The organism is Microbacterium sp. 69-10 (assembly GCF_001897945.1).
Lineage (GTDB): Bacteria > Actinomycetota > Actinomycetes > Actinomycetales > Microbacteriaceae > Microbacterium.
Genome location: NZ_MKRT01000017.1, coordinates 44,167 through 63,831, shown reverse-complemented (window position 1 = coordinate 63,831; position 19,665 = coordinate 44,167). Strand labels below are relative to the sequence as shown.

Below are 19,665 nucleotides of genomic sequence, written 5' to 3'. Positions count from 1 at the left end.
TGCTCCTTACTGTGAATGACATTCACTGATGTGGATACGTTACAGTGAACGGCATGCACAGTCAAGGTGATCGGGCGCTGCGTCAGCTCTGGGGCATCGATCCGCCCACCGTGCGCGGACCGAAGGCGCGGTGGAGCCCACTCGAGGTCGCCGACGCGGCGGTGGCCCTCGCCGACGCGATCGGACTGGAGGCGCTCTCGCTCGCCCGGGTCGCGACGCGGCTGGAGATGACCACGACCGCGCTGTACCGCTACGTCGACGACAAGGCGACGCTCATCGAGTTGATGGTGGATCGCGCCGTCGGCGATCCGCCCGCGATCGACGGCGCCGACTGGCGGGGTCGCTGCCGCCGGTGGGTCGAGCTGCTCGCGGCGCGGTACGCGCAGCATCCGTGGCTCTCCGAGGTCTCCCCTACTGGTATGCCCACGCAGCCGCGCGCCTACGCCTGGATCGACGCTCTCGTCGGCGCGATCGATGACGCGTCCATCGACGCGCTCAGGCTCGCGATGCTGCTGGACGGCCTGGTGCGCACCTACGCGACTCTGGAGCGCACGGTCCAGGGGACGCCGCCGCCGTCGTGGTTGGGCGGGGCGGTCGCCGACCGCTTCCCGCGGCTCGCAGGTGCCGAGCGGCAGGACGTCACGGATGCCGGCGCCGAGCTGCGGTTCGCTGTCGACGCGGTGCTGCGCGGACTCGGATGAGCGCGCCCCTGCGCGAGCGGTGGCCGAGGGCCGCGAGCGCTCAGGGCTCGTCGCGCAGCTCGCCGTGGATGCGGCGCAGATCCTCCATGAGCGAGCCGACCAGGATCCAATGATCGGATGCCGGTGGACGCACCACCAGCGGGGTGGTCAGCGCCGGGATCGTCGAGGTCATGGCGTCCGGTTCCGGGGCGACGTCGGCCGTCTGCACGGCGAGTCGCATGTCGTGTCCTGCGCGGCGCAGCTGATCGCCGATCGCGCGCACCGCGGGGTCCTGGGCGAGGGAGTCCTCGTAGTGGTCGATGTACGCGCGCGTCATGCCGATCACCTGAGTGACCACGGGGGAGATGCGCTCGAACAGGGTGCGCAGCGCGGTCAGATCGTCGCGGTGCCGTCCCCGGCGCGGGTTCAGGGCGAGTGACTCCTCGGCCTCCTTGAGCGAGGCCTCCGCGGCATCCTTCATCGGCCGCAGCAGACGCGCCTCGAGCATCAGCTCCTGCAGCTGCGGACCGCTGCGGTTCGCGGAGAGCGCCTCCGCGAGGCGGTCGAGGGATGCCGCGAGCTCGCGCCCCAGCATCCCGATGTCACGCCGGGCGGGTGCGGTGAGGACCGGCGGCACGATCGCGATGTTGATCACGAAGCCGATCGCCGCGCCGATCAGGGTCTCGATGATCCGGTCGAAGGCGTAGTCCGGGTTCGAGGCGCCCAGGGCCAGCACGAGCACGGCCGAGATCGCGACCTGATTCCCCGTGCCGGTGGAGGCCCGCATCGCCCAGGCCGCCAGCATCGCGACGACGACGGCGGCCAGCACGACCCAGCTCTGCGCGCCCAGCACCACCGTCAGCAGCACCGCGATGATCACGCCGAGGATCACGCCGACGCTGCGCTCGATCGCCTTCGACAGCGACTGGTTCACGCTCGGCTGCACGACCAGCAGGGCGGCGATCGCCGCGAATACCGGCAGCGGACCCGGCAGCACCCAGCCCGCGATCAGCCAGGCCGCGATCGTGGCGGCCGCCGACTTCAGCACCTGCAGCAGCGGGGCCCGTCGGGCCGAGCGGAGCGTGGCGGGGAAGCGCATGGGACAACGGTAGTCGCGAGTGGTGTCACCCTGGGGGCCGGTGTCGCTCCGCCCCCTCCTGCTCCCGAACGGACGCCCTCAGGCGGTCGCGGCGCGCAGCGCGATCTCGATCATGTCGCCGAAGGTCTGCTCGCGCTCCTGGGACGTCGTCTCCTCGTGGGTGACGAGGTGGTCGGACACCGTGCAGATGCTCAGGGCGCGGCGCTGCCGGTAGGCGGCGAGCGTGTACAGCGCACTGGTCTCCATCTCGACGGCCAGGGCCCCGTGCGCGACGAGCGGCTCGGTCAGCTCGGGACGGGTCGTGTAGAACTGGTCGCTCGAGTAGAGCAGGCCCACGTGCGTGCGGTCCTGCAGTGAGAGCGCCTCCGAGGCCTCGACCGCTGCGCGCAGCAGCGAGAAGTCCGCGACGGGTGCGTAGTCCAGTCCGTGGAAGCGCGTGCGGTTGATGCCGGAGTCGGTGCAGGCGCCGTTGGCGATGATGATGTCGCGCATGCCCACGCGCTCGGTCAGCCCGCCGCACGAACCGACGCGCACGATGGTCTGCACGTCGTAGGAGTCGAACAGCTCGTTGGCGTAGATCGACATCGACGGCTGGCCCATGCCCGATCCCTGCACCGACACGCGGTGCCCGTTCCACGTGCCCGTGAAGCCCAGCATCCCGCGCACCTGGGTGTACAGCTGCGCGTCGTCGAGGAAGTTCTCGGCGATCCACTTCGCCCGCAGCGGGTCGCCGGGGAACAGGACGATGGGGGCGATCTCGCCGGGCGCGGCGCCGATGTGGGTGCTCATGATCCCAGGTTATGTCCCCGCGGAGTGGTTGCATGAGGTCATGGACGTGGAGCGGATGCTGCAGCAGCAGAGACGGATGCTGTGGGCGACCGCCGTTTGCTTCGCTGTGGGACTGCTCGCCGGCACCGTGGTGCTGTGGGGCGGGACGCGCCCGTTCAGAGGCGACGGCCCAGTGCTGGTCTCAGGCGGAGTGCTGATGCCCGTCGCCGTGGTCGCCGGGATCATCGCGGCGGCGGCGTTCGCGGTGAGCACCTGGATGCATCGGGCAGGGGAGACCGCACCGATGCCCACCTGGCAGGCGGTGGTCTCCGACATCAGCACGGTCGCCGTCGCGCTCGCACTCGTCGGCGTGGCAGGCCTGGGAGTGCTTCTCGCCGGAGAGGTCCTGGCGACCGGGCTGCAGGGCCTGCAGCTGCCGGCGATCGGCGGAGGACTGCTGGCGGGCGTGGCGTCGGCGCTCGGCGGGAGGTTCGCGTTCCGCGCCGGCATCCGGCTGAGCACGCGTGACGTCGCCTCGCTGCTGTTCGCGTTCCTCGTGATCGGCACGCTGTTCGCCGTGCTCACCGCCACCGACACGACCTGGTGGGACCGCAGCTTCTCGCAGCTCGGCATCGGCGCGGGAGGCTGGGCGTTCAACGGCACGGTGATCATCGCGGGTCTGCTGATCGCGACGACCGGCTCGTACGTGGGCCGGGATCTGCACCGGATGCTGGGCGACGCCGCCCTGCGCGGCATCGCCGTCGTCGTGGTCGCGTGGTCGGGAGCCGGACTGGCGCTCGCCGCCGTCGGTCTTCTGCCGCTGGATCAGGTGCCGGTGCCGCATGCGATCGCCGCGTTCGCGACCCTGGGCCTGATCGTCGCAGCGGCGATCGCGACCACCGTGCTGATGGGGGAGCTGCGGATGCTGCGCGCGCTCACGGTGGTGCTGGCGGTGCTCATCGCCGTCGCGGTGGTGCTCGCGTTCGTCCTGCGGATGCTGTCGGTGGCCGCGCTGGAGGCGATCGTCGTCGGGCTGGTGCTGCTGTGGCTGTCGACGCTGGTCCAGCTGCTCGGCATCCTCGCTCCCGACGAATCCCGCCCCTCGGCCCGCCGGACCCCGCTGCGTCCATAGCTGCTGCCCGTATCCTGGAGAGGCGACTGGCGAGGCCGGATGACCGGCAGGGAGCGCGACAACGGCATCGACCGCCTGGGTGCCCATCACAGATGGGAGTGCCCGTGCGCTACGGGATGAATCCGCACCAGTCCGCCGCCGTCACCGGAGGCCCCGCCGTGCTCGGCGGCGAGCCGTCGCTGATCAACTATCTCGACGCGCTCAACGCCTTCGCCCTCGTGCGAGAGGCCGACCACGCGGGCGGGCTGCCGGCCGCGGCATCCTTCAAGCACGTCTCACCGGCCGGCGCCGCACTGGCCGGTCCGATCGACGACGTCGCCGCCGAGACCTGGCGGGTCTCGGGTGTCCCCGCCGACAGCCTGATCTCCGCCTACGTACGCGCCCGCGATGCCGACCCGAAGTCGTCCTTCGGCGACGTGGTCGCGCTGTCGCGCCCGGTGGATGCCGAGACCGCCGAGTTCCTGCGCACCGTGATCTGCGATGCGGTCATCGCGCCCGGGTACGAGGAGGGCGCGGTCGAGATCCTGCGGGCGAAGAAGTCGGGACGGTTCCTGATCTTCGATGCCGGCTCCGACTGGCAGCCTTCCGCGCGGGAGCGCCGCGAGGTGCTGGGTGCCGTGCTGGAGCAGGATCGGGACGCCGCCGATCTCGCCGCAGCTCTGCCTGCAGGTGCCCTCGACGAGCCGCACCGCCGCGACGCGCTGCTGGGCATGGCGACGGCCCGCTACACGCAGTCGAACTCGGTCGTGCTGGTGAAGGACGGTGCGGCGATCGGCATCGGCGCGGGCCAGCAGAACCGGGTCGACTGCGTCCGTCTCGCGGGCGCCAAGGCGCGCGTGTGGTGGCTGCGCAGGCATCCGCTCGTCCGCGACCTGCCGACGGCCGACGGGATGCGGCGGCAGGACCGGCTGAACTGGCAGATCCGCTTCGCCGGCGCCGAGATGACCCGTGCGCAGCGGGTCGAGTTCGCCGAGCTCTTCGGCGACGAGGCGTCCGCATGCTACGACGAGCACGGCTGGCGCGAGGAGTGGGCCGGGAAGCTCGCCGACGTCACCCTGGTCTCGGACGGGTTCCTGCCGTTCCGCGACAACGTCGACCACGCCGCCGAGTTCGGCGTCGGCACGATCGTCGAGCCCGGTGGATCGACGCGCTCCGACGAGGTGGCCGCGGCGGCGGCCGAGCACGGCATCGCCCTGGTCACGACGGGGCTGCGGCTGTTCCACCACTGAGGCGCGGCGGGTGGCGGGATGGGAAACGCTGGTTCCGGATGCCGCGGACCGACTCTTTCCATCCGTCCGCACTTCCCATGGATGGAAACGGCCGGTTCCGGACCGGTCTCACCGACTCTTTCCATTCGCCCGCACGCCGGGCAGCGGCGGCGACCGGCGTCAGCCCTGGCGGCGGACCATCTCGGCGATCCACGCCGGCGCGAACGGCGAGGTGCAGTTCGGCGGGGTCGGGTAGTCGGCGAGCACCTGCAGGCGCTCGCCGATGGCGACGGAGCGCTCGCGCAGCGTCGGGTGGTGGATGCCGATGTACGCGAGGGTCTCGTTCATCGCCCACTGCTCGCGGCTCGGCGCATCGCGAAGCTCGCTCTCGACGCGGTCCAGCAGTGCGTCGAGGTCCAGACCGTCCGGTGTCTTCTGCACCCGCACGGAGGTCAGCGACCAGGCGGCGGCACGGGCGTCGGGATCCGCGTCATCCATCCACCGCTCGCGCAGCGACTCGGCGAGCGGCGACTTCTTGGCGATGTAGTTCACCAGCCAGTCGTGCGCCTTCGCGCTGCGGGTGCTGCGCAGCACCCGATCGATCTCGTCCGCCGAGAGCTCCCGGGGCTTCGCGATCAGCAGCCCCAGCAGCTGCCCGGCGACGTCGCCGCTGTCCCACAGCTCGCGAGCCAGATCGGTCGACATCCCGACCCGCTTCGCCAGCGCGCGCAGCTTCGACAGGTTCACGCCGTGCGCGTCGCCGTGCCGCTCATTCACCGCGCGCGCTTTCGGGTCCTCCAGCGCGGCGAGCTCGGCCAGTGCTTCGGAAGCGGTCAGGGTCATGGGTCCAGGGTAGGTGAGCGTCAGGTCCAGCCGAGGCGCGTGCGGACGAACGTCGCCGACGCGGGGCAGTCCTCGTCGTCGACCGAGGTGATCGGTCCGTGCTGCAGCAGCGCACCGGGTGCCGTGAAGCGCTGCTGCAGCGTGGTGGCGGCCTTCGACATCAGAGCTCCGCTGTCATTCGTGCGCTCGCCCGCGCGCAGCATCGACGGGTGCGCGAAGAGGACGAGCTCGGTTCCGGCATCCGTCGTCCGTGCGCAGGCGACGGCGAGCGTCAGCGCGACGTGCGGCCAGAGGAAGGGGAGCAGATTGAGCGGGAAGTCCCCGTAATCGGGAGTCAGCCTCCACCGCCCGGCCGGCCGGCCGATGGTCAGGGCCTGCGCGATCCACGGCGACCCGGTGGCCGCGAGCGTCGACTGCAGTGCTGGATCGGGGGCGAAACGCGCGCTCCGGAGCGCCGTGACGCCCTCGCGCAGAACCGCGCCGGCGTCTCCTCGGACGAGGAACCTGGCTCCGCGGATCCCGCGGCGATCCGTGCCAGGGGCGACTCGAGCGCTCCTGCCTCTGCCTACGTACACTCAGATGCTCCACGCGCGCGAGACGGCGTCGTCGGCGTCCCGGTAGGCATCCGCAGCATCCCGAACTGCCGTGGAGAGTGCGGCGGCGGCGGCCATGGCCTCGCCCAGGTCGCCCTGCCAGCCGTGCTGTGTGCGTCCCCAGGCCTGCGAGGCTGCACCCGTCCAGAGGGTTAGCAGCTCGGCGGTGGATCGGTCGAGGCTCTGCTGGTGACCGTCGATCGCGCGCTTCGCATTGGCGATGTCCGTCGATGCGGCGTCAAGCGCGTCGGGTTCGACCTTGTAGGCGTTCTCACTCATCGCTGTCCTCCTCGCTGTGCGTCGCGCAGCGCCTGTGCGATCTGCGCGGCGAGCTGGTCGTACTGCTCTCGGGCCTCTCGGGCCATCCCCTGCGCCTGCAGGTGCGGCGCCAGCTGCTCGGGGCGGCCGGTGTCGTCGTTCTCCTCGCCGGGGTCCTCCCACGATGCGCGGAGCTGGGCCAGGTTGCGGCGGGCGGTCGATCGCAGCGCCTCCGCCTCGCGCGACGTGTCGGCGCCGGAGAACACGTCTCCGAAGGTGGTCTCCTCGGCGTCTATGCGTCGCTGGATGATACGCCATTCCGGCCCGAGCTCTCCGCTGCGGGCGGCCTCGGCGCGCTTCCTCTCGGACGCGGCGAAGACCGCGGCGTTCGCGGCACGATCCACCTCGAGCGCCGCGCTCTGCTCCTTGATCACGTTCAGAACGTGCGCGAGCTTCTCGGGGAACGTCCCCGCAACGGGCTGGATGGCCTCATCAGATGCCGACACGAACGGCTCCTGCCCTGACGATGCCCTCGTAGAGGTCGGACATGCGGAACCAGGTGTCCACCGTCGAGGACACGTTCCCCACCATGCCGGACACGAGGTCGTAGATGATGTTGATGAGCGAGTACATCTTCTGCGCCTTGCCGATCCACTCCATGATCTTGATCGCGCCGACGGCGGCATCGACCAGCCATCCGGCCACGGGAACCGCTGCCATGGCCGCCATCAGCATGAGGTCGTATCCGAGGTCCTCCAGGAACCCGAGGATGAGGCCGACCGCCTGCTTGCATGCGGCGACCAGCGCCGTCAGCGCCGTCGAGACCATCCCCGCCGGACCCACGACGGCCGCGTGCGCCTGCGACACGACCCCCGAGGCCGCGAGGAACATCTCCGACCCCTTGCCCTGCCAGACGGCGAGGGGCGGCAACAGGCCCATGTAGTTCTGCGAGATGGCGTCCATCGCGTCGCCGGCGTGCGTCCATGCCTGGGATGCCTCGCGCATGCGCTCCCAGTCTCCGACGAACGGCTTGGTCACCTCCTCGAGCAGAGAGAAGCCGAAGAGCTCCTCCCAGATCCAGTCGACGCCACCGAAGATCGGCCCGGCCTTCCAGCGGATGCTCTCGATCTCGGGATCCTCGCCCTGCGGGCGGGGGAGGAAGGACGAAGCATCGCTCGTCTCGACGACCTCGCGTGATGCCGAGAGCCCCGAGCGGACCCGGTCGCCCAGCCGTCCGCCGGTCTCGTCCGCCCACTCGGCCATCGAGTAGCCGTCCCAGAACGCCTGGTTGAAGAGGTTGCCGTCCGGCTCGCCGTATCGCGAGGGAGCGCCGTCGAGGGCATCGCCCAGGGTCGGCATCGTCGGCGGCTGGTACGGAGGCAGCGGGTGGCCGGTGAGCATCCGAATCACCGGAGTCATGAGCTCGCGGACGCGCCGCTCGGCGTCCTGGTAGGCCTGGACGGTCTGACCCATGCGCTCGGCGGCGAGGCTCGAGGCTTCGCGAGAGACGTTCGACACTCCGACCCCGGCATCCACGATGGCATCGCCGATCGGCTTGAAGAGCATCAGGATCAGCCCGAGCTCGCGGTGGGTCATGCGCGCGTACTGATCGAGGTGCTCGCCGATGGCACCCGCGTGCTCGCTCTGCCGCTGAAGCACCTGCTGCGCAAGTGACAGCTGGCCCATGTCGATGTCGATGTGGATCATCCCCCTCGGTGTTCGCACAGTGCGCTTCAGAAGGCTACCGCGCATCCGTTCTCCGCGACGGGGGTAGCTCTCCCCATGGGCACCGTCGATCGCGGGTAGTGTGAACGTCAACACGGCCGCCCCTCGACTCTGGAGCATCATGCCCTCTGCATCCCTCACCTGGCGCGAGGGCCACCTCTTCCGCGACGGCGAGCCGCACCGCATCCTCTCCGGCGCGGTGCACTACTTCCGCATCCACCCCGACCTGTGGGAGGACCGGCTGCGCCGCCTCGCGGCGATGGGCGCGAACACCGTGGACACCTACATCGCCTGGAACTTCCACGAGCGCACCGAGGGCGAGTTCGGCTTCACCGGCTGGCGCGATGTCGCGCGCTTCATCCGCATCGCCGGCGAGGTCGGCCTGGATGTCTACGTGCGCCCCAGCCCGTACATCTGCTCGGAGTGGTCGAACGGCGGCATCCCGTTCTGGCTGTCCGGTCGGGTGCGGGCGCTGCGGTCGTCGGATGCCGGTTTCCTGACCGCCGTGGATGCCTGGTTCGACGCGCTCATCCCGCAGCTCGAGCCACTGCAGGCCGTGCATGGCGGGCCGATCCGGCTGATCCAGGTGGAGAACGAGTACGGCTCCTTCGGCACCGACCAGGCCTACCTCGCACACCAGCGCGACGCGCTGCGCGAGCGAGGGATGGTCGAGATGCTCACCACCGCCGACGGCACGACGGCCGACATGGTGCGCAACGGCAGCATCCCTGGCGTGATGGGCACCTTTACCTTCGGCACCGGTGTCCCCCTCGCGCAGGAGCTGCGCCGCGACGATCACCACCTGATGTGCAGCGAGCTGTGGGGCGGCTGGTTCGACCACTGGGGCGAGCAGCACCACGTGCGATCGGCCGAGAGCATGATCGGCACGGTGCAGGAGCTGCTCGATGCCGGCGGCTCGGTCAGCGTCTACATGGCGCACGGCGGCACGAACTTCGGGCTGTGGGCGGGAGCAAACCACGACGGCGTCATCCAGCCCACCATCACGTCGTACGACTCGGATGCCCCGATCGGTGAGGACGGCTCGCTGAACGACAAGTTCCACGCGCTGCGCGCGGCGTTCGCCCCGTTCCATGCGGGCGAGCTTCCGGAGCCTCCGGATGCTCCGGAGCATCAGCCCGCCGCATCGGCTGCGCTCGTGCCGATCGCCTCGCTGCTCGACGTCGTGCGCGCGCAGGCGGTCGTCGCCACCGCGCCTCAGCCGCTCGCGTACGAGGAGCTGGGTGCGGAGGACGGCCTGGTCGCCTACGAGTCGGATGTCGTGTTCGAGGCCGACACGGTGCTCACGCTGCGCGAGCTGCGCGATCGCGCCACGGTGTTCCTCGACAACGTGCGTCTCGGCGCGATCGAGCACGACGGCGAGCAGAGCCTCGCGCTGCCCTCGGCCGGTGGCGCCGGGCGGCTCACGATCGTCGTCGAGAGCCTCGGGCGGATCAACTACGGGCCGCTGACGGGCGAGCGCAAGGGCATCCTCGGTGGGGTGCTGATCGGCCGCCGGTTCCAGCACGGCTGGGAGCACCGGATGCTGCCGCGCGACGCGGTTCCCGCGGCGGGGCTCGCCGCCGGAGCGGACGGCCTGGCCACGGCGTCCGTCACCGTCTCGCGCCCGCTCGACGCGTGGATCGCGCTGCCCGGCTCCGCGAAGGGCATGGTGTGGCTGAACGGCTTCCTGCTCGGACGGTACTGGGAGCGCGGCCCGCAGGTCACGCTGTACGCCCCCGGTCCGCTCTGGCGCGAGGGCGAGAACGAGATCGTCGTGCTCGACACCGACCGGCTCGGCGCCGCCGTCGAGATCCGCGAGAGCGCCGACTACGGTCCGCGGGAGGAGTTCGTCGGGTCATGAGCGCCGTACTGCGACCGACCCCCGCACAGCTGGCGTGGCAGCGTGCGGGAGTCGGGATGTTCCTGCACTTCGGGCTGAACACCTTCGCAGGCCTGGAGTGGAGCGACGGCACGCTCGACCCCGCGATCTTCGACCCGACGGATCTGGACGCCGGCCAGTGGGTGGACACGGCGGTGGAACTCGGCGCGGCGTACGTGGTGCTCACAGCGAAGCATCACGACGGCTTCTGCCTGTGGCCCACCGCGACCACGGACTACTCCGTCGCCTCCTCGCCCTGGCGGGGCGGACACGGCGACGTGGTGGCGGAGGTCGCCGACGCGTGCCGGCGGCGCGGCATCGGCTTCGGCGTCTACCTGTCGCCATGGGATCGGCATGCGCCGGGGTATCAGGACGCGGCGGCCTACGTCACCGACCGCATGGCGCTGAACCAGTACGTGACCGGCAGCGATCAGCTGGCCGAGAACGTGTACGCACCTCCGGAGTGCGACGTGTCGATCCGGCGCGGATGGTTCTGGCATCCGGACGACGCACCCAAGAGCGTCGCGCACCTGATGGCGATCCATCTGCAGTCCGTCGGCCTGGGTGCGAACCTGCTGCTGAATCTGCCGCCGGACATCTCCGGTCGGATCGACGCGGCCGACGTGGACCGGGTCCGCGAGTTCCGTGCCGAGCTCGACCGCCGCTTCGCTCGTGCGGCGCACGCGACTCTGGTCCAGCAGGAGCCCGGATGCTGGATCGCGACGCTTCCGGAATCGACCGAGGTCGGCCAGATCGAGTTGCGCGAAGCCGTCGAGAACGGCCAGCGCATCACCCGGCACGCGGTCGTCGACGACGGGCGCGAGCTCGTCGCCGGCGGCACGGTCGGCATCCGTCGCATCCATCAGGTCGCTTCCGCGACGCTGTCGAGCTTCGAGATCCGCACCGACGAGGACGCCGAGCTGAACGCGGTGATCGTCTACCCCGCGGACGCCACCCTGATCACTCCCGAACTGCCCGACGGCTACGAGGCCTCGACCGAGCCGCCTGAGTGAGCCACGCCCTCGTCGACAGCACGGCACCTCGCCGAGTGCACGGGACATTCGCGTGAACAAGCCGTGCGCTCGGCAGCATCCGGTGCACTCGGCGACAGTGTACGAGCGTGGTGCGTGACGACGCCCGATCGCCCGCGTCCGGCATCGCGAGTCAGCCCAGCTGCCTGCGCGCCGCGTCGCACAGCCAGGCCGTGTAGCGCCGCATGCTCCAGCCGGACTGCAGCACGAGCTGCTGATGCCCCTCAGGCGACCAGAGGAAGGACAGCGCGGCCGCTGCACCGTCGATGTCGGTGCCGGCCGGGGCGATCCCGCGTTCGACGAGCAGCCGGACGGTGGCGCGGTAGTCGTCCATGCGGCGGGCGAGCATGACTTCGAGCGCTTCCGCGATGGCGGGGTCGGCGCCTGCCGCACTGAGGATTTCGATCCACAGCACGCTCGTGCGCGCGTTGGCGGCGGCGATGAGCTCGGCGGCTGCGGCGAGCAGGGCCTCGCCGTCGTCGAGCGCCGCGATTCTCGCCCCCTCGGCGCTGTCGGCGAGCTGCGCTTCGCCCTCCGCTCCGGCGAACGCCTGCTCGAACGCGCCGAGCAGCAGATCGCGCTTCGGACCGTTGGCCTTGACGGTCTCGGCGGAGACGCCTGCCCGTCGTCCGATCTCGGCGAGCGAGGCGCCGGAGTAGCCGCCCTCGGCGAAGCTCGCGGCCGCGGCGTCGAGCACGCGTCGACGGGTGGCGGCCGCCTGCTCCGTGCGCAGATCGGACCGGTAGGTGCGCGTCGTGCGGGGTTCGGGCATCATTCTCCCTATTGACAACCATGATGAGGTAGTGAATGCTTCATTGGTGTAGTCGATCATATCCCTTGACCCGAGGCACTCACCATGACGTCCATCCTTCTCGCCGCCACACCCGTCCACGGACACGTCGCACCTCTGCTGGCGGTCGCCTCCTCCTTGGTCGCCGCGGGTGATCGCGTCCGGTTCCTCACCGGATCCCGGTACCGGGACGCCGTGCTCTCCACCGGCGCGGAGTTCCTTCCGCTGCCTGCGGAGGCCGACTACGACGACACCGACATGGATGCCGCGTTTCCCGGTCGCCGGGGGCTGAAAGGCCCGGCGGGCATCCGCTACGACATGATCGAGATCTTCCTGAAGCCCGTCCCCGCGCAGCTGCGCGCCGTGCGCGAGGCGATCGCCGCCGAGCAGACGGATGCCCTCCTCGCCGAGTCCATGTTCGCCGGCGCGGCCGTGCTGAGCGGTCTGCCGCGCGAAGAGCGCCCGCTGCTCGTCAACCTCGGTATCGTGCCCCTCGCGCTGAAGCATCCGGATGTCGCGCCGTTCGGCCTCGGCATCCGCCCTCTGCCCGGCCCGATCGGGCGGCTTCGGAACGCCGTGCTGACCGCGATCGCTGAGAAGGGCGTGTTCGCACCCGTGCAGCGCTTCGCCGACGAGATCGCACGGGCCGAGACCGGGCGAGGGCTGAGCCGATTCTTCCTGGACTGGCCCGCCGCGGCCGATCTGCTCGTGCAGTTCACGGTGCCGGAGTTCGAGTACCCGCGTCCCGGAATGCCCGGCACCGTCCACTTCGTCGGACCGGTGTCGCGGGCGCGGGTCTCGACCGCCCCACTGCCCGAGTGGTGGGGCGACCTCGAAGGCCGGCGCGTGGTGCACGTGACCCAGGGCACCGTCGCGAACTCCGATTGGTCCCTGGTCACCGCGGCCATGACCGGCCTCGCCGACACCGACGCCATCGTCGTCGTCAGCACAGGAGGCAGGCCCGTCGAGAGCATCCCCGGTCCGCTTCCGGAGAACACGCGAGTCGCGAGTTTCCTGCCCTACGACAGGCTGCTGCCGCTCACCGACGTGCTCGTGACGAACGGAGGCTACGGCGGGGTGCACTACGCCCTGGAGAGCGGAGTGCCGATCGTCGTCGCCGGGCGCACCGAGGACAAGATCGAGGTGAGCGCCCGCATCGCCTGGAGCGGGGTCGGAATCGACCTGCGCACCGACACGCCGACGCCGGGACAGGTCGGCGCCGCCGTCCGCGCAGTGCTCGAAGAGCCGTCCTACCGTCGGCGCGCCGAGGACATCGGCGCCGCCATCCGCCGTTCACCCGGCCCCGACGCGGTGCACGGCATCGTCGCGCAGGCACTCTCCGTCGAGAGTACGGGATCTCGCCGAGTGCACGGGGATGTCGCGTGAACAGGCCGCGCGCTCGGCAGCATCCGGTGCACTCGGCGACCGCCTCACCGCACCCCGGATCTGAGGCGCCCGGCTCGCAGGAATAGGGATTCCTCCCGATGCCCGCCCTCCCCCTTACCGAGGAGTGTAGGGATGCATCGAAAGGGGACATCCCATGAATCTGGACACCTTCGGAACCTACCGCGTCGCCGTGTTCGAGCTCCAGCGCGCGACCGAGCTGGCGGAGCGTCAGCGCATGATCGCGGAGCGCACGGGCGTCGTCGCGAAGGACGGCGTCTGGCGGCGGATGATGCGGCGGCTCGCCGCGCATCGCATTGCGGCCTCGACCGCCGACTGCCCGGCCGGCGCTCGCTGCGCGCTCGCCGACGCCTGACGCGAGACGCGCGTGACCCTCGCAGCAGGTGCCACGTCCCCGACCTCCCCCGCCCCGGCCGCGCGGAAGGTCGTCGGGCGGGGCACACGGCCGGCATCCGCCGCACCGGCCCCCGGCGTCGGTGGTGGATGGCACGATGAAGGCATGTCCCTCATCGCCTCGACCGCCGAGATGGTGGGTCGCGACGCCGAGCTCGAACTGCTCGGCGCCGCGCTGCGTCGTGCCATGGCGGGGGAGACCTCCGCCGTGCTGGTCGCGGGCGAGGCCGGCATCGGCAAGTCGCGGCTGCTGCGCGAGTTCCGCGCACGCGCGGGCGATGATGCGCTGATGCTCGCCGGATGGTGCCTGGACTACGGGTCCACTCCGGCTCCCTATGGTCCGCTGCCTGCGATCCTGCGCGCCGCGCTGGCGGCTCTCGGCGACGACGCGGCGCAGGCCGCCGGTCCCGGCAGGGATGCACTGCGGGTGCTGCTGCCCGAGCTCGGCCCGGCTCCGGTCGATCGCACCTCGGGTGCCGAGGGTCTGCGCGAGGCGATCGCCAACGTGCTCGAGGCGGCCGCCGCGCGGCATCCGCTCGTCATCGTCGTCGAAGACCTGCACTGGGCCGACGACGCCACTCTCACCGCACTCGCCTTCCTGCTGCGCGCTCTCGCCGGCCACCGCATCCTGTTCGTGTTCACCTGCCGGGTGGACGAGGTGCGCCGCGGCGGCTCGGTGCGCACGTTCCTCGTCGAGGCGGAGCGCGCCCGGCTGCTGGATCGCATCGAGGTGCAGCGCCTGGATCCCGTTCAGGTGCGTGCTCTCGTCGAGGCGCTGAACGGGCCCACCGACGATGCGGGCTTCGCCCGGCTGCTGGAGCGGTCCGAGGGCGTGCCGTTCTTCATCGAAGAGCTCTCCTGCGAGGCATCCGGCCCCCTGCCCGACTCCCTTCGCGACGTGCTGCTGGTGCGCTTCGACGCCCTCGGCGAGGACGCCAGGCGCGTGGTGCGGGTGATCTCCGCGTCGGATGCCGTGGTCGACCACGATCTGCTGACGGAGCTCGCCGGGCTCGACGACGACCGGCTCGATGCGGGCATCCGCGCCGCCGTCGGCGCGGCGATCCTCGCCGTGCGCAGCGACCGGGGCTACGGCTTCCGGCACGCGCTGCTGCGCGAGGCCGTGCACGACGACCTGCTGCCGGGTGAGCGCTCCCGCCTGCACCGCGCCTATGCCGAGGCGCTGGAGCGTCGCGCGGAGCGAGGGGAGTGCGGCCTGGAGGCGGCGCTCGCGTTCCACTGGCATCAGGCGCACGACGCGCGTCGCGCGCTCGGCGCGGCCATCGCCGCGGCGGAGCGGGCGCGCGCGAGCTTCGCCTTCTCGAGCGCGGTCCGCTTCGGCGAGCTCGCGCTGGAGCTGTGGGATCAGGTGCCGGATGCCGCGGAGGTCGCCGGCCGGTCGCACCTCGAGCTGCTCAAGGGCCTCGGATCCCTGCTGCGCAACGCAGGACACGACGAGCGGGCGATCGCGGTCGTGAATCTCGCCCTCGATGAGGTCGATGACACCACGCCGCCGATCGTGCGCGTGAAGCTCCTTCGCGACAAGGCGCTGTACGTGCAGAACAGCGGGCGCCCCGGCGCCGCCGATCTCGTGCGCCAGGCGCTGGCGGCGATGGACGACGGAGTCGACGACGAGCGGCTTCGCGCCGTGCTGCTGAACCTGCTCGCGGGGCGGCTCATGGTCGAGGGGGACCTGGCGGCGGCGGTGGATGCCGGCGAGCAGGCGCTCCGGATCGGCCGCGAAGGCGGCTTCGACAACGTGATCTCTGTGGCGGCGAACCTGATCGCCAGCAGCCGGCTGCACCTCGGAGAGGTCGACCGCGGGCTGGAACTGTACGAGCTGTCGTGGGAGCACGCCCGCGACACCGACGCCAAACTGCGCTACTGGGTCAACCACTCCGACTCGCTGAGCACCCTCGGGCGCTACCGTGAGGCGCTGAGTGCCGCGGAGCGCGGGGTCGGGCACGCCCGCGAGCTCGGACTGGAGCGCTCCAGCGGGTCGATCCTCACCGAGAACATGGTCGAGCCGCTGCTGGAACTGGGCGAGGTCGACCGTGCCGAGGAACTGCTGTCGAAGGACCTCACGCTGCGCAGCTTCCGCATCTTCCGGGTGTACACCACGGCATCCCGCATCCGCGCACTGGTCTGGCGCGGCCGGATCGACGAGGCGAGCGCCCTGCTCGAGGAGTGGCGACCGACCTTCCTGGCGGCGGCCGAGGTCGAGCGTCAGGTCTGGTACTCGATCATCGACGTCGAGATGGCGATCGGGCTCGCCTCGGGCCGGCTCTCCGACGCCGCGCAGGCTCTCGAGCGGATGCTGGACCACGAGACCCCGCGCCTCGCGCACAGCGCCCGGCGGCTGCTCGACGGCGCGCTGATCGTGGCGGGGATGCGCGCGGCCGGCGATGCCGCCCAGGCGGGTGCCCTCGCCGAGCGGATCCGCGAGGCGTGGTCGGACCACCATGCGCACTTCGAGGACTGGGGTGTGCTGGTCGAGGGGCTGCTGAACGGCGACGCGATCTCGCTGCGCGAGGCGATCGCTGTGGCGGATCGCATCGACGGGCCTGTGATGTTCCGCTCAGCACTGCGGCTCGAGCTGGCACGCGCTCTCGTCGCCGTTCAGGGCGATCGGGGAGAGGCCGCCACGGCGCTCGCCGAGGCAGCGGAGATCGCGGCGCGAACCGGGCATGCCCGGCTGCGGCGGGAGACGAGGGAGTTCGCGGATGCCAGCAGGCTGGGCGCCTCTCCGGCCCGGGGCTACGGCAGCGGGTCTTCAGACCGGCTCACCGAGCGGGAGCAGCAGGTGCTCGAGCTGATCGCCGAGGGCCTCAGCAACCGGCAGATCGCCGAGCGCCTGTTCATCAGCATCAAGACCGTGAGCGTGCACGTCTCTGCAGTGCTCCGCAAGCTCGGCGCGTCCAGCCGCACCGAGGCCGCGGCCCGCCACCGCGCCTGAGCGCGCTCTCTGCACCCCGCACCCCGCCCCACATCTCCGTCGAGAGCACGGGACCTCGCCGAGTGCACGGGACGTTCGCGTGAACATGCCGTGCACTCGGCAGCATCCGGTGCACTCGGTGAACCGTCGTCATGAGTTCGACATCGCGGGAATACCCCCTGGGGGTATTTGGTAGTACTCTGATGGAAGTACCCTGCGGGGGTACTCGAGACACAGAGGAGACGCCATGACCACCACCGAGTTCCAGGTGACCGGAATGACCTGCGGGCACTGCGAGATGTCCGTCCGCGAAGAGGTCGCGAAGATCGCCGGTGTCGACAGCATCGACGTGAGCGCCCAGACCGGCCGCCTGGTGGTCAGTTCGGCATCCGCTGTCGACTCCGAGGCCGTGATCGCGGCCGTCGACGAGGCCGGCTACCGCGCCGTCGCCGCCTGACGTCCTTCCGAACGACACCTTCCGCCGATCCAGCCCCGACCCGAGGAGCATGACATGACCATCGCAGAGCCGTCCCGCATCGATCTCGAGATCGGCGGAATGACCTGTGCGTCCTGTGCCATGCGCATCGAGAAGAAGCTGAACAGGCTCGACGGGGTGACCGCCACTGTCAACTACGCGACCGAGAAGGCGCAGGTCGTGGTCGACGGGCCGCTCGACCCGACCCTGCTGATCACGGCCGTCGAGAACGCCGGCTACACGGCATCCGTGCCCGCGCCGCCCGCCCATGCGGACGGCGCGGGCGACGAACCCGACGCGGAGGGTCCTGAGCTGCGCGCGCTGCGACACCGCCTGATCGGATCGGTCGTGCTGAGCGTGCCGGTGATCGTGCTCGCGATGATCCCCGCGCTGCAGTTCACCTATTGGCAGTGGGCGTCGCTGGCGCTCGCCGCACCGGTGATCGTGTGGGCGGCCTGGCCGTTCCACCGGGCCGCGTGGGTGAACCTGCGCCACGGCGCGGCCACCATGGACACGCTGATCAGCCTCGGCACCTCGGCAGCGTTCCTGTGGTCGCTGTACGCACTGTTCCTCGGCACCGCCGGGATGCCCGGCATGACGCACGGGTTCTCGTTCGCGCTCGAGCGCACCGACGGTGCCGGGAGCATCTACCTCGAGGTCGCCTCGGGTGTGACGATGTTCGTGCTCGCGGGGCGCTACTTCGAGAAGCGCGCCAAGCGCCAGGCGGGGGCGGCCCTGCGCGCGCTGATGGAGCTCGGGGCGAAGGACGTCGCGGTGCTCCGCCCTTCGACGGACTCACGAACCCAGGTCGAACGCCGCATCCCGATCGCCGAGCTGAGGGTCGGCGACGAGTTCGTCGTCCGTCCCGGCGAGAAGATCGCGACAGACGGCGTGGTCGTCTCCGGGACGTCGGCGGTGGACCAGTCGATGATCACCGGCGAGTCCGTCCCGGTCGAGGTGTCTGCGGGGGATGCCGTGACCGGCGCCACCGTGAACGCCGGCGGGCGGCTGGTGGTGCGAGCCACCCGCGTCGGCGCCGACACGCAGCTGGCACAGATGGCGCGTCTCGTCGAGGACGCGCAGACCGGCAAGGCCGAGGTGCAGCGCCTGGCCGACCGCATCTCGGGGATCTTCGTTCCCATCGTCATCGGCATCGCCCTGGTGACGCTCGCCACCTGGCTGCTGCTGGGCTTCCCCGCATCCATGGCCTTCACCGCCGCGGTCGCGGTGCTCATCATCGCCTGCCCGTGCGCGCTGGGCCTTGCCACGCCGACGGCCCTGCTGGTCGGTACGGGGCGCGGTGCGCAGCTGGGCGTCCTGATCAAGGGCCCGGAGGTGCTCGAGTCCACCCGCCGCGTCGACACGATCGTGCTCGACAAGACCGGCACGGTCACCGAGGGTCGCATGTCCGTCGTCTCGGCCGTGCCCGAGCAGGGCACGGATGCCGAGGAGCTGCTGCGGCTGGCCGGGGCGATCGAGCACGCCAGCGAGCACCCGATCGCCCGGGCGATCGCATCCGCGGCGACGGACGAGGCGGACGCCGGGCTCCCGACCGTCGAGTCGTTCCAGAATCACGAGGGTCGCGGGGTCACCGGCGTCGTCGAAGGACGCGCCATGCTCGTCGGGCGTCTGTCGCTGCTGGAGGACTGGTCCGTGCATCCGTCCGCCGAGCTGCTGTCGGCGAAGGCGGATGCCGAGTCCGCAGGGCAGACCGCGATCCTGGTCGCCTGGGACGGTGCGCCTCGCGGCATGATCGTCGTCGCCGACGAGGTCAAGGCGACCAGCGCCGAGGCGGTCGCGCAGCTGAAGGCGCTCGGGCTGGCGCCCGTGCTGCTGACCGGCGACAACCAGGCCGCCGCCCGCCACATCGCCGCACAGGTCGGCATCGACGAAGTGATAGCCGAGGTGCTGCCGGCTGACAAGGTCGCCGTCGTGGCGGGGCTGCAGGCCGAGGGCCGCGTCGTCGCGATGGTCGGCGACGGCGTCAACGACGCCCCCGCCCTCGCTCAGGCCGATCTGGGGATGGCGATGGGCACGGGCGCGGATGCGGCGATCCAGGCATCCGACATCACTCTCGTGCGGGGGGACCTGCGCGCGGCATCCGACGCCATCCGCCTCTCGCGCCGCACGCTCGGCACCATCAAGGGCAACCTGTTCTGGGCGTTCGCGTACAACACCGCGGCGATCCCGCTCGCGGCGCTGGGGCTGTTGAACCCGATGCTCGCAGGAGCCGCGATGGCCTTCTCGAGCGTGTTCGTCGTGGGCAACAGCCTGCGTCTGCGCTCCTTCCGCTGAACGGCGCGGTCCTCACGGGTCCCATGTGGTCGCCTCCGCGCGCGGGAGGCAGCCAGATGGGACCCGCGAACGGGAAGTGGGGTGGGCCTTGGCTTGGGCTTTCCCTGGCTGGATCCCATGTGGTCGCCTCTGCGCGCGGGAGGCAGCCAGATGGGACCCG

At 71.0% G+C, this 19,665-nt stretch carries 18 protein-coding genes; 10 read left to right on the top strand and 8 right to left on the bottom strand.

Annotated features, from left to right (window positions below; genetic code table 11):
• Positions 1 to 53 precede the first annotated feature (53 nt).
• Positions 54 to 701, top strand: coding sequence for a TetR family transcriptional regulator (locus BGN97_RS06660; RefSeq protein WP_292699142.1), 648 nt, complete (start codon positions 54 to 56; stop codon positions 699 to 701).
• Positions 702 to 741: 40 nt separating this feature from the next.
• Here BGN97_RS06660 and BGN97_RS06655 read toward each other — a convergent pair whose 3' ends face one another.
• Both BGN97_RS06655 and deoD read right to left on the bottom strand, forming a co-directional pair.
• Positions 742 to 1,779, bottom strand: coding sequence for an FUSC family protein (locus tag BGN97_RS06655; RefSeq protein ID WP_292699141.1), 1,038 nt, complete (start codon positions 1,777 to 1,779; stop codon positions 742 to 744).
• A gap of 78 nt (positions 1,780 to 1,857) precedes the next feature.
• Positions 1,858 to 2,568 (bottom strand): purine-nucleoside phosphorylase, encoded by a 711-nt coding sequence (gene deoD, locus BGN97_RS06650; protein ID WP_292699140.1) that lies wholly within the window; start codon positions 2,566 to 2,568, stop codon positions 1,858 to 1,860.
• 40 nt (positions 2,569 to 2,608) lie between these two features.
• Between deoD and BGN97_RS06645 the strand changes: the two genes are divergently transcribed.
• Both BGN97_RS06645 and BGN97_RS06640 read left to right on the top strand, forming a co-directional pair.
• Positions 2,609 to 3,679, top strand: coding sequence for a DUF998 domain-containing protein (locus tag BGN97_RS06645; RefSeq protein WP_292699138.1), 1,071 nt, complete (start codon positions 2,609 to 2,611; stop codon positions 3,677 to 3,679).
• A gap of 104 nt (positions 3,680 to 3,783) precedes the next feature.
• Positions 3,784 to 4,908, top strand: coding sequence for a hypothetical protein (locus BGN97_RS06640; protein ID WP_292699136.1), 1,125 nt, complete (start codon positions 3,784 to 3,786; stop codon positions 4,906 to 4,908).
• A gap of 159 nt (positions 4,909 to 5,067) precedes the next feature.
• Here BGN97_RS06640 and BGN97_RS06635 read toward each other — a convergent pair whose 3' ends face one another.
• Genes BGN97_RS06635 through BGN97_RS06615 form a run of 5 tightly spaced genes read right to left on the bottom strand, consistent with a single transcriptional unit; the run spans position 5,068 to position 8,288 of the window.
• A complete protein-coding gene (locus tag BGN97_RS06635; RefSeq protein ID WP_292699134.1) occupies positions 5,068 to 5,730 on the bottom strand; it encodes a DNA alkylation repair protein in 663 nt (220 codons plus the stop codon).
• Between the two features lie 20 nt (positions 5,731 to 5,750).
• Positions 5,751 to 6,305, bottom strand: coding sequence for a hypothetical protein (locus BGN97_RS06630; protein ID WP_292699132.1), 555 nt, complete (start codon positions 6,303 to 6,305; stop codon positions 5,751 to 5,753).
• Positions 6,306 to 6,602: a WXG100 family type VII secretion target gene (locus tag BGN97_RS06625; RefSeq protein WP_292699131.1), complete on the bottom strand. Its 297-nt coding sequence runs from the start codon at positions 6,600 to 6,602 to the stop codon at positions 6,306 to 6,308.
• Positions 6,599 to 7,087: a hypothetical protein gene (locus tag BGN97_RS06620; RefSeq protein WP_292699129.1), complete on the bottom strand. Its 489-nt coding sequence runs from the start codon at positions 7,085 to 7,087 to the stop codon at positions 6,599 to 6,601. The genes BGN97_RS06625 and BGN97_RS06620 overlap by 4 nt, the downstream gene beginning before the upstream one ends.
• Positions 7,074 to 8,288 carry a hypothetical protein gene (locus tag BGN97_RS06615; protein ID WP_292699127.1) on the bottom strand — a complete coding sequence of 405 codons (1,215 nt, stop codon included), beginning with the start codon at positions 8,286 to 8,288 and terminating at the stop codon, positions 7,074 to 7,076. Before BGN97_RS06615 ends, BGN97_RS06620 begins: the two co-directional genes overlap by 14 nt.
• 139 nt (positions 8,289 to 8,427) lie before the next feature.
• On the opposite strand from BGN97_RS06615, the gene BGN97_RS06610 reads away from it, so the two are divergent.
• Both BGN97_RS06610 and BGN97_RS06605 read left to right on the top strand, forming a co-directional pair.
• Positions 8,428 to 10,167: a beta-galactosidase family protein gene (locus BGN97_RS06610; protein WP_292699125.1), complete on the top strand. Its 1,740-nt coding sequence runs from the start codon at positions 8,428 to 8,430 to the stop codon at positions 10,165 to 10,167.
• Positions 10,164 to 11,198, top strand: a complete 1,035-nt coding sequence (locus BGN97_RS06605) for an alpha-L-fucosidase (protein ID WP_292699124.1) — start codon at positions 10,164 to 10,166, stop codon at positions 11,196 to 11,198. Before BGN97_RS06610 ends, BGN97_RS06605 begins: the two co-directional genes overlap by 4 nt.
• 151 nt (positions 11,199 to 11,349) lie before the next feature.
• Here BGN97_RS06605 and BGN97_RS06600 read toward each other — a convergent pair whose 3' ends face one another.
• Complete coding sequence (locus tag BGN97_RS06600; RefSeq protein ID WP_292699122.1) at positions 11,350 to 11,988, bottom strand: TetR/AcrR family transcriptional regulator; 639 nt, start codon at positions 11,986 to 11,988, stop codon at positions 11,350 to 11,352.
• Positions 11,989 to 12,072: 84 nt separating this feature from the next.
• On the opposite strand from BGN97_RS06600, the gene BGN97_RS06595 reads away from it, so the two are divergent.
• The 5 genes from BGN97_RS06595 (at position 12,073) to BGN97_RS06575 (ending at position 19,505) form a co-directional block, all read left to right on the top strand.
• The gene (locus BGN97_RS06595; protein ID WP_292699120.1) at positions 12,073 to 13,392 is read left to right on the top strand and encodes a nucleotide disphospho-sugar-binding domain-containing protein; all 1,320 of its coding nucleotides are present in this window, start codon (positions 12,073 to 12,075) and stop codon (positions 13,390 to 13,392) included.
• A gap of 154 nt (positions 13,393 to 13,546) precedes the next feature.
• On the top strand, positions 13,547 to 13,765 hold the full coding sequence (locus BGN97_RS06590; RefSeq protein WP_292699118.1) for a hypothetical protein: 219 nt from the start codon (positions 13,547 to 13,549) through the stop codon (positions 13,763 to 13,765).
• A gap of 144 nt (positions 13,766 to 13,909) precedes the next feature.
• Positions 13,910 to 16,756, top strand: coding sequence for a LuxR family transcriptional regulator (locus BGN97_RS06585; protein ID WP_292699116.1), 2,847 nt, complete (start codon positions 13,910 to 13,912; stop codon positions 16,754 to 16,756).
• A gap of 226 nt (positions 16,757 to 16,982) precedes the next feature.
• Positions 16,983 to 17,192: a heavy-metal-associated domain-containing protein gene (locus tag BGN97_RS06580; RefSeq protein ID WP_292699113.1), complete on the top strand. Its 210-nt coding sequence runs from the start codon at positions 16,983 to 16,985 to the stop codon at positions 17,190 to 17,192.
• 54 nt (positions 17,193 to 17,246) lie between these two features.
• A complete protein-coding gene (locus BGN97_RS06575; protein WP_292699112.1) occupies positions 17,247 to 19,505 on the top strand; it encodes a heavy metal translocating P-type ATPase in 2,259 nt (752 codons plus the stop codon).
• Positions 19,506 to 19,665 lie beyond the last annotated feature (160 nt).

Coding starts and splice junctions, on each gene's coding strand:
- BGN97_RS06660 (WP_292699142.1), top strand. CDS start 54: ATGCACAGTCAAGGTGATCGGGCGCTGCGTCAGCTCTGGGGCATCGAT.
- BGN97_RS06595 (WP_292699120.1), top strand. CDS start 12,073: ATGACGTCCATCCTTCTCGCCGCCACACCCGTCCACGGACACGTCGCA.
- BGN97_RS06625 (WP_292699131.1), bottom strand. CDS start 6,602: ATGAGTGAGAACGCCTACAAGGTCGAACCCGACGCGCTTGACGCCGCA.
- BGN97_RS06645 (WP_292699138.1), top strand. CDS start 2,609: ATGGACGTGGAGCGGATGCTGCAGCAGCAGAGACGGATGCTGTGGGCG.
- BGN97_RS06655 (WP_292699141.1), bottom strand. CDS start 1,779: ATGCGCTTCCCCGCCACGCTCCGCTCGGCCCGACGGGCCCCGCTGCTG.
- BGN97_RS06600 (WP_292699122.1), bottom strand. CDS start 11,988: ATGCCCGAACCCCGCACGACGCGCACCTACCGGTCCGATCTGCGCACG.
- BGN97_RS06580 (WP_292699113.1), top strand. CDS start 16,983: ATGACCACCACCGAGTTCCAGGTGACCGGAATGACCTGCGGGCACTGC.
- deoD (WP_292699140.1), bottom strand. CDS start 2,568: ATGAGCACCCACATCGGCGCCGCGCCCGGCGAGATCGCCCCCATCGTC.
- BGN97_RS06615 (WP_292699127.1), bottom strand. CDS start 8,288: ATGATCCACATCGACATCGACATGGGCCAGCTGTCACTTGCGCAGCAG.
- BGN97_RS06635 (WP_292699134.1), bottom strand. CDS start 5,730: ATGACCCTGACCGCTTCCGAAGCACTGGCCGAGCTCGCCGCGCTGGAG.
- BGN97_RS06575 (WP_292699112.1), top strand. CDS start 17,247: ATGACCATCGCAGAGCCGTCCCGCATCGATCTCGAGATCGGCGGAATG.
- BGN97_RS06590 (WP_292699118.1), top strand. CDS start 13,547: ATGAATCTGGACACCTTCGGAACCTACCGCGTCGCCGTGTTCGAGCTC.
- BGN97_RS06605 (WP_292699124.1), top strand. CDS start 10,164: ATGAGCGCCGTACTGCGACCGACCCCCGCACAGCTGGCGTGGCAGCGT.
- BGN97_RS06610 (WP_292699125.1), top strand. CDS start 8,428: ATGCCCTCTGCATCCCTCACCTGGCGCGAGGGCCACCTCTTCCGCGAC.
- BGN97_RS06585 (WP_292699116.1), top strand. CDS start 13,910: ATGTCCCTCATCGCCTCGACCGCCGAGATGGTGGGTCGCGACGCCGAG.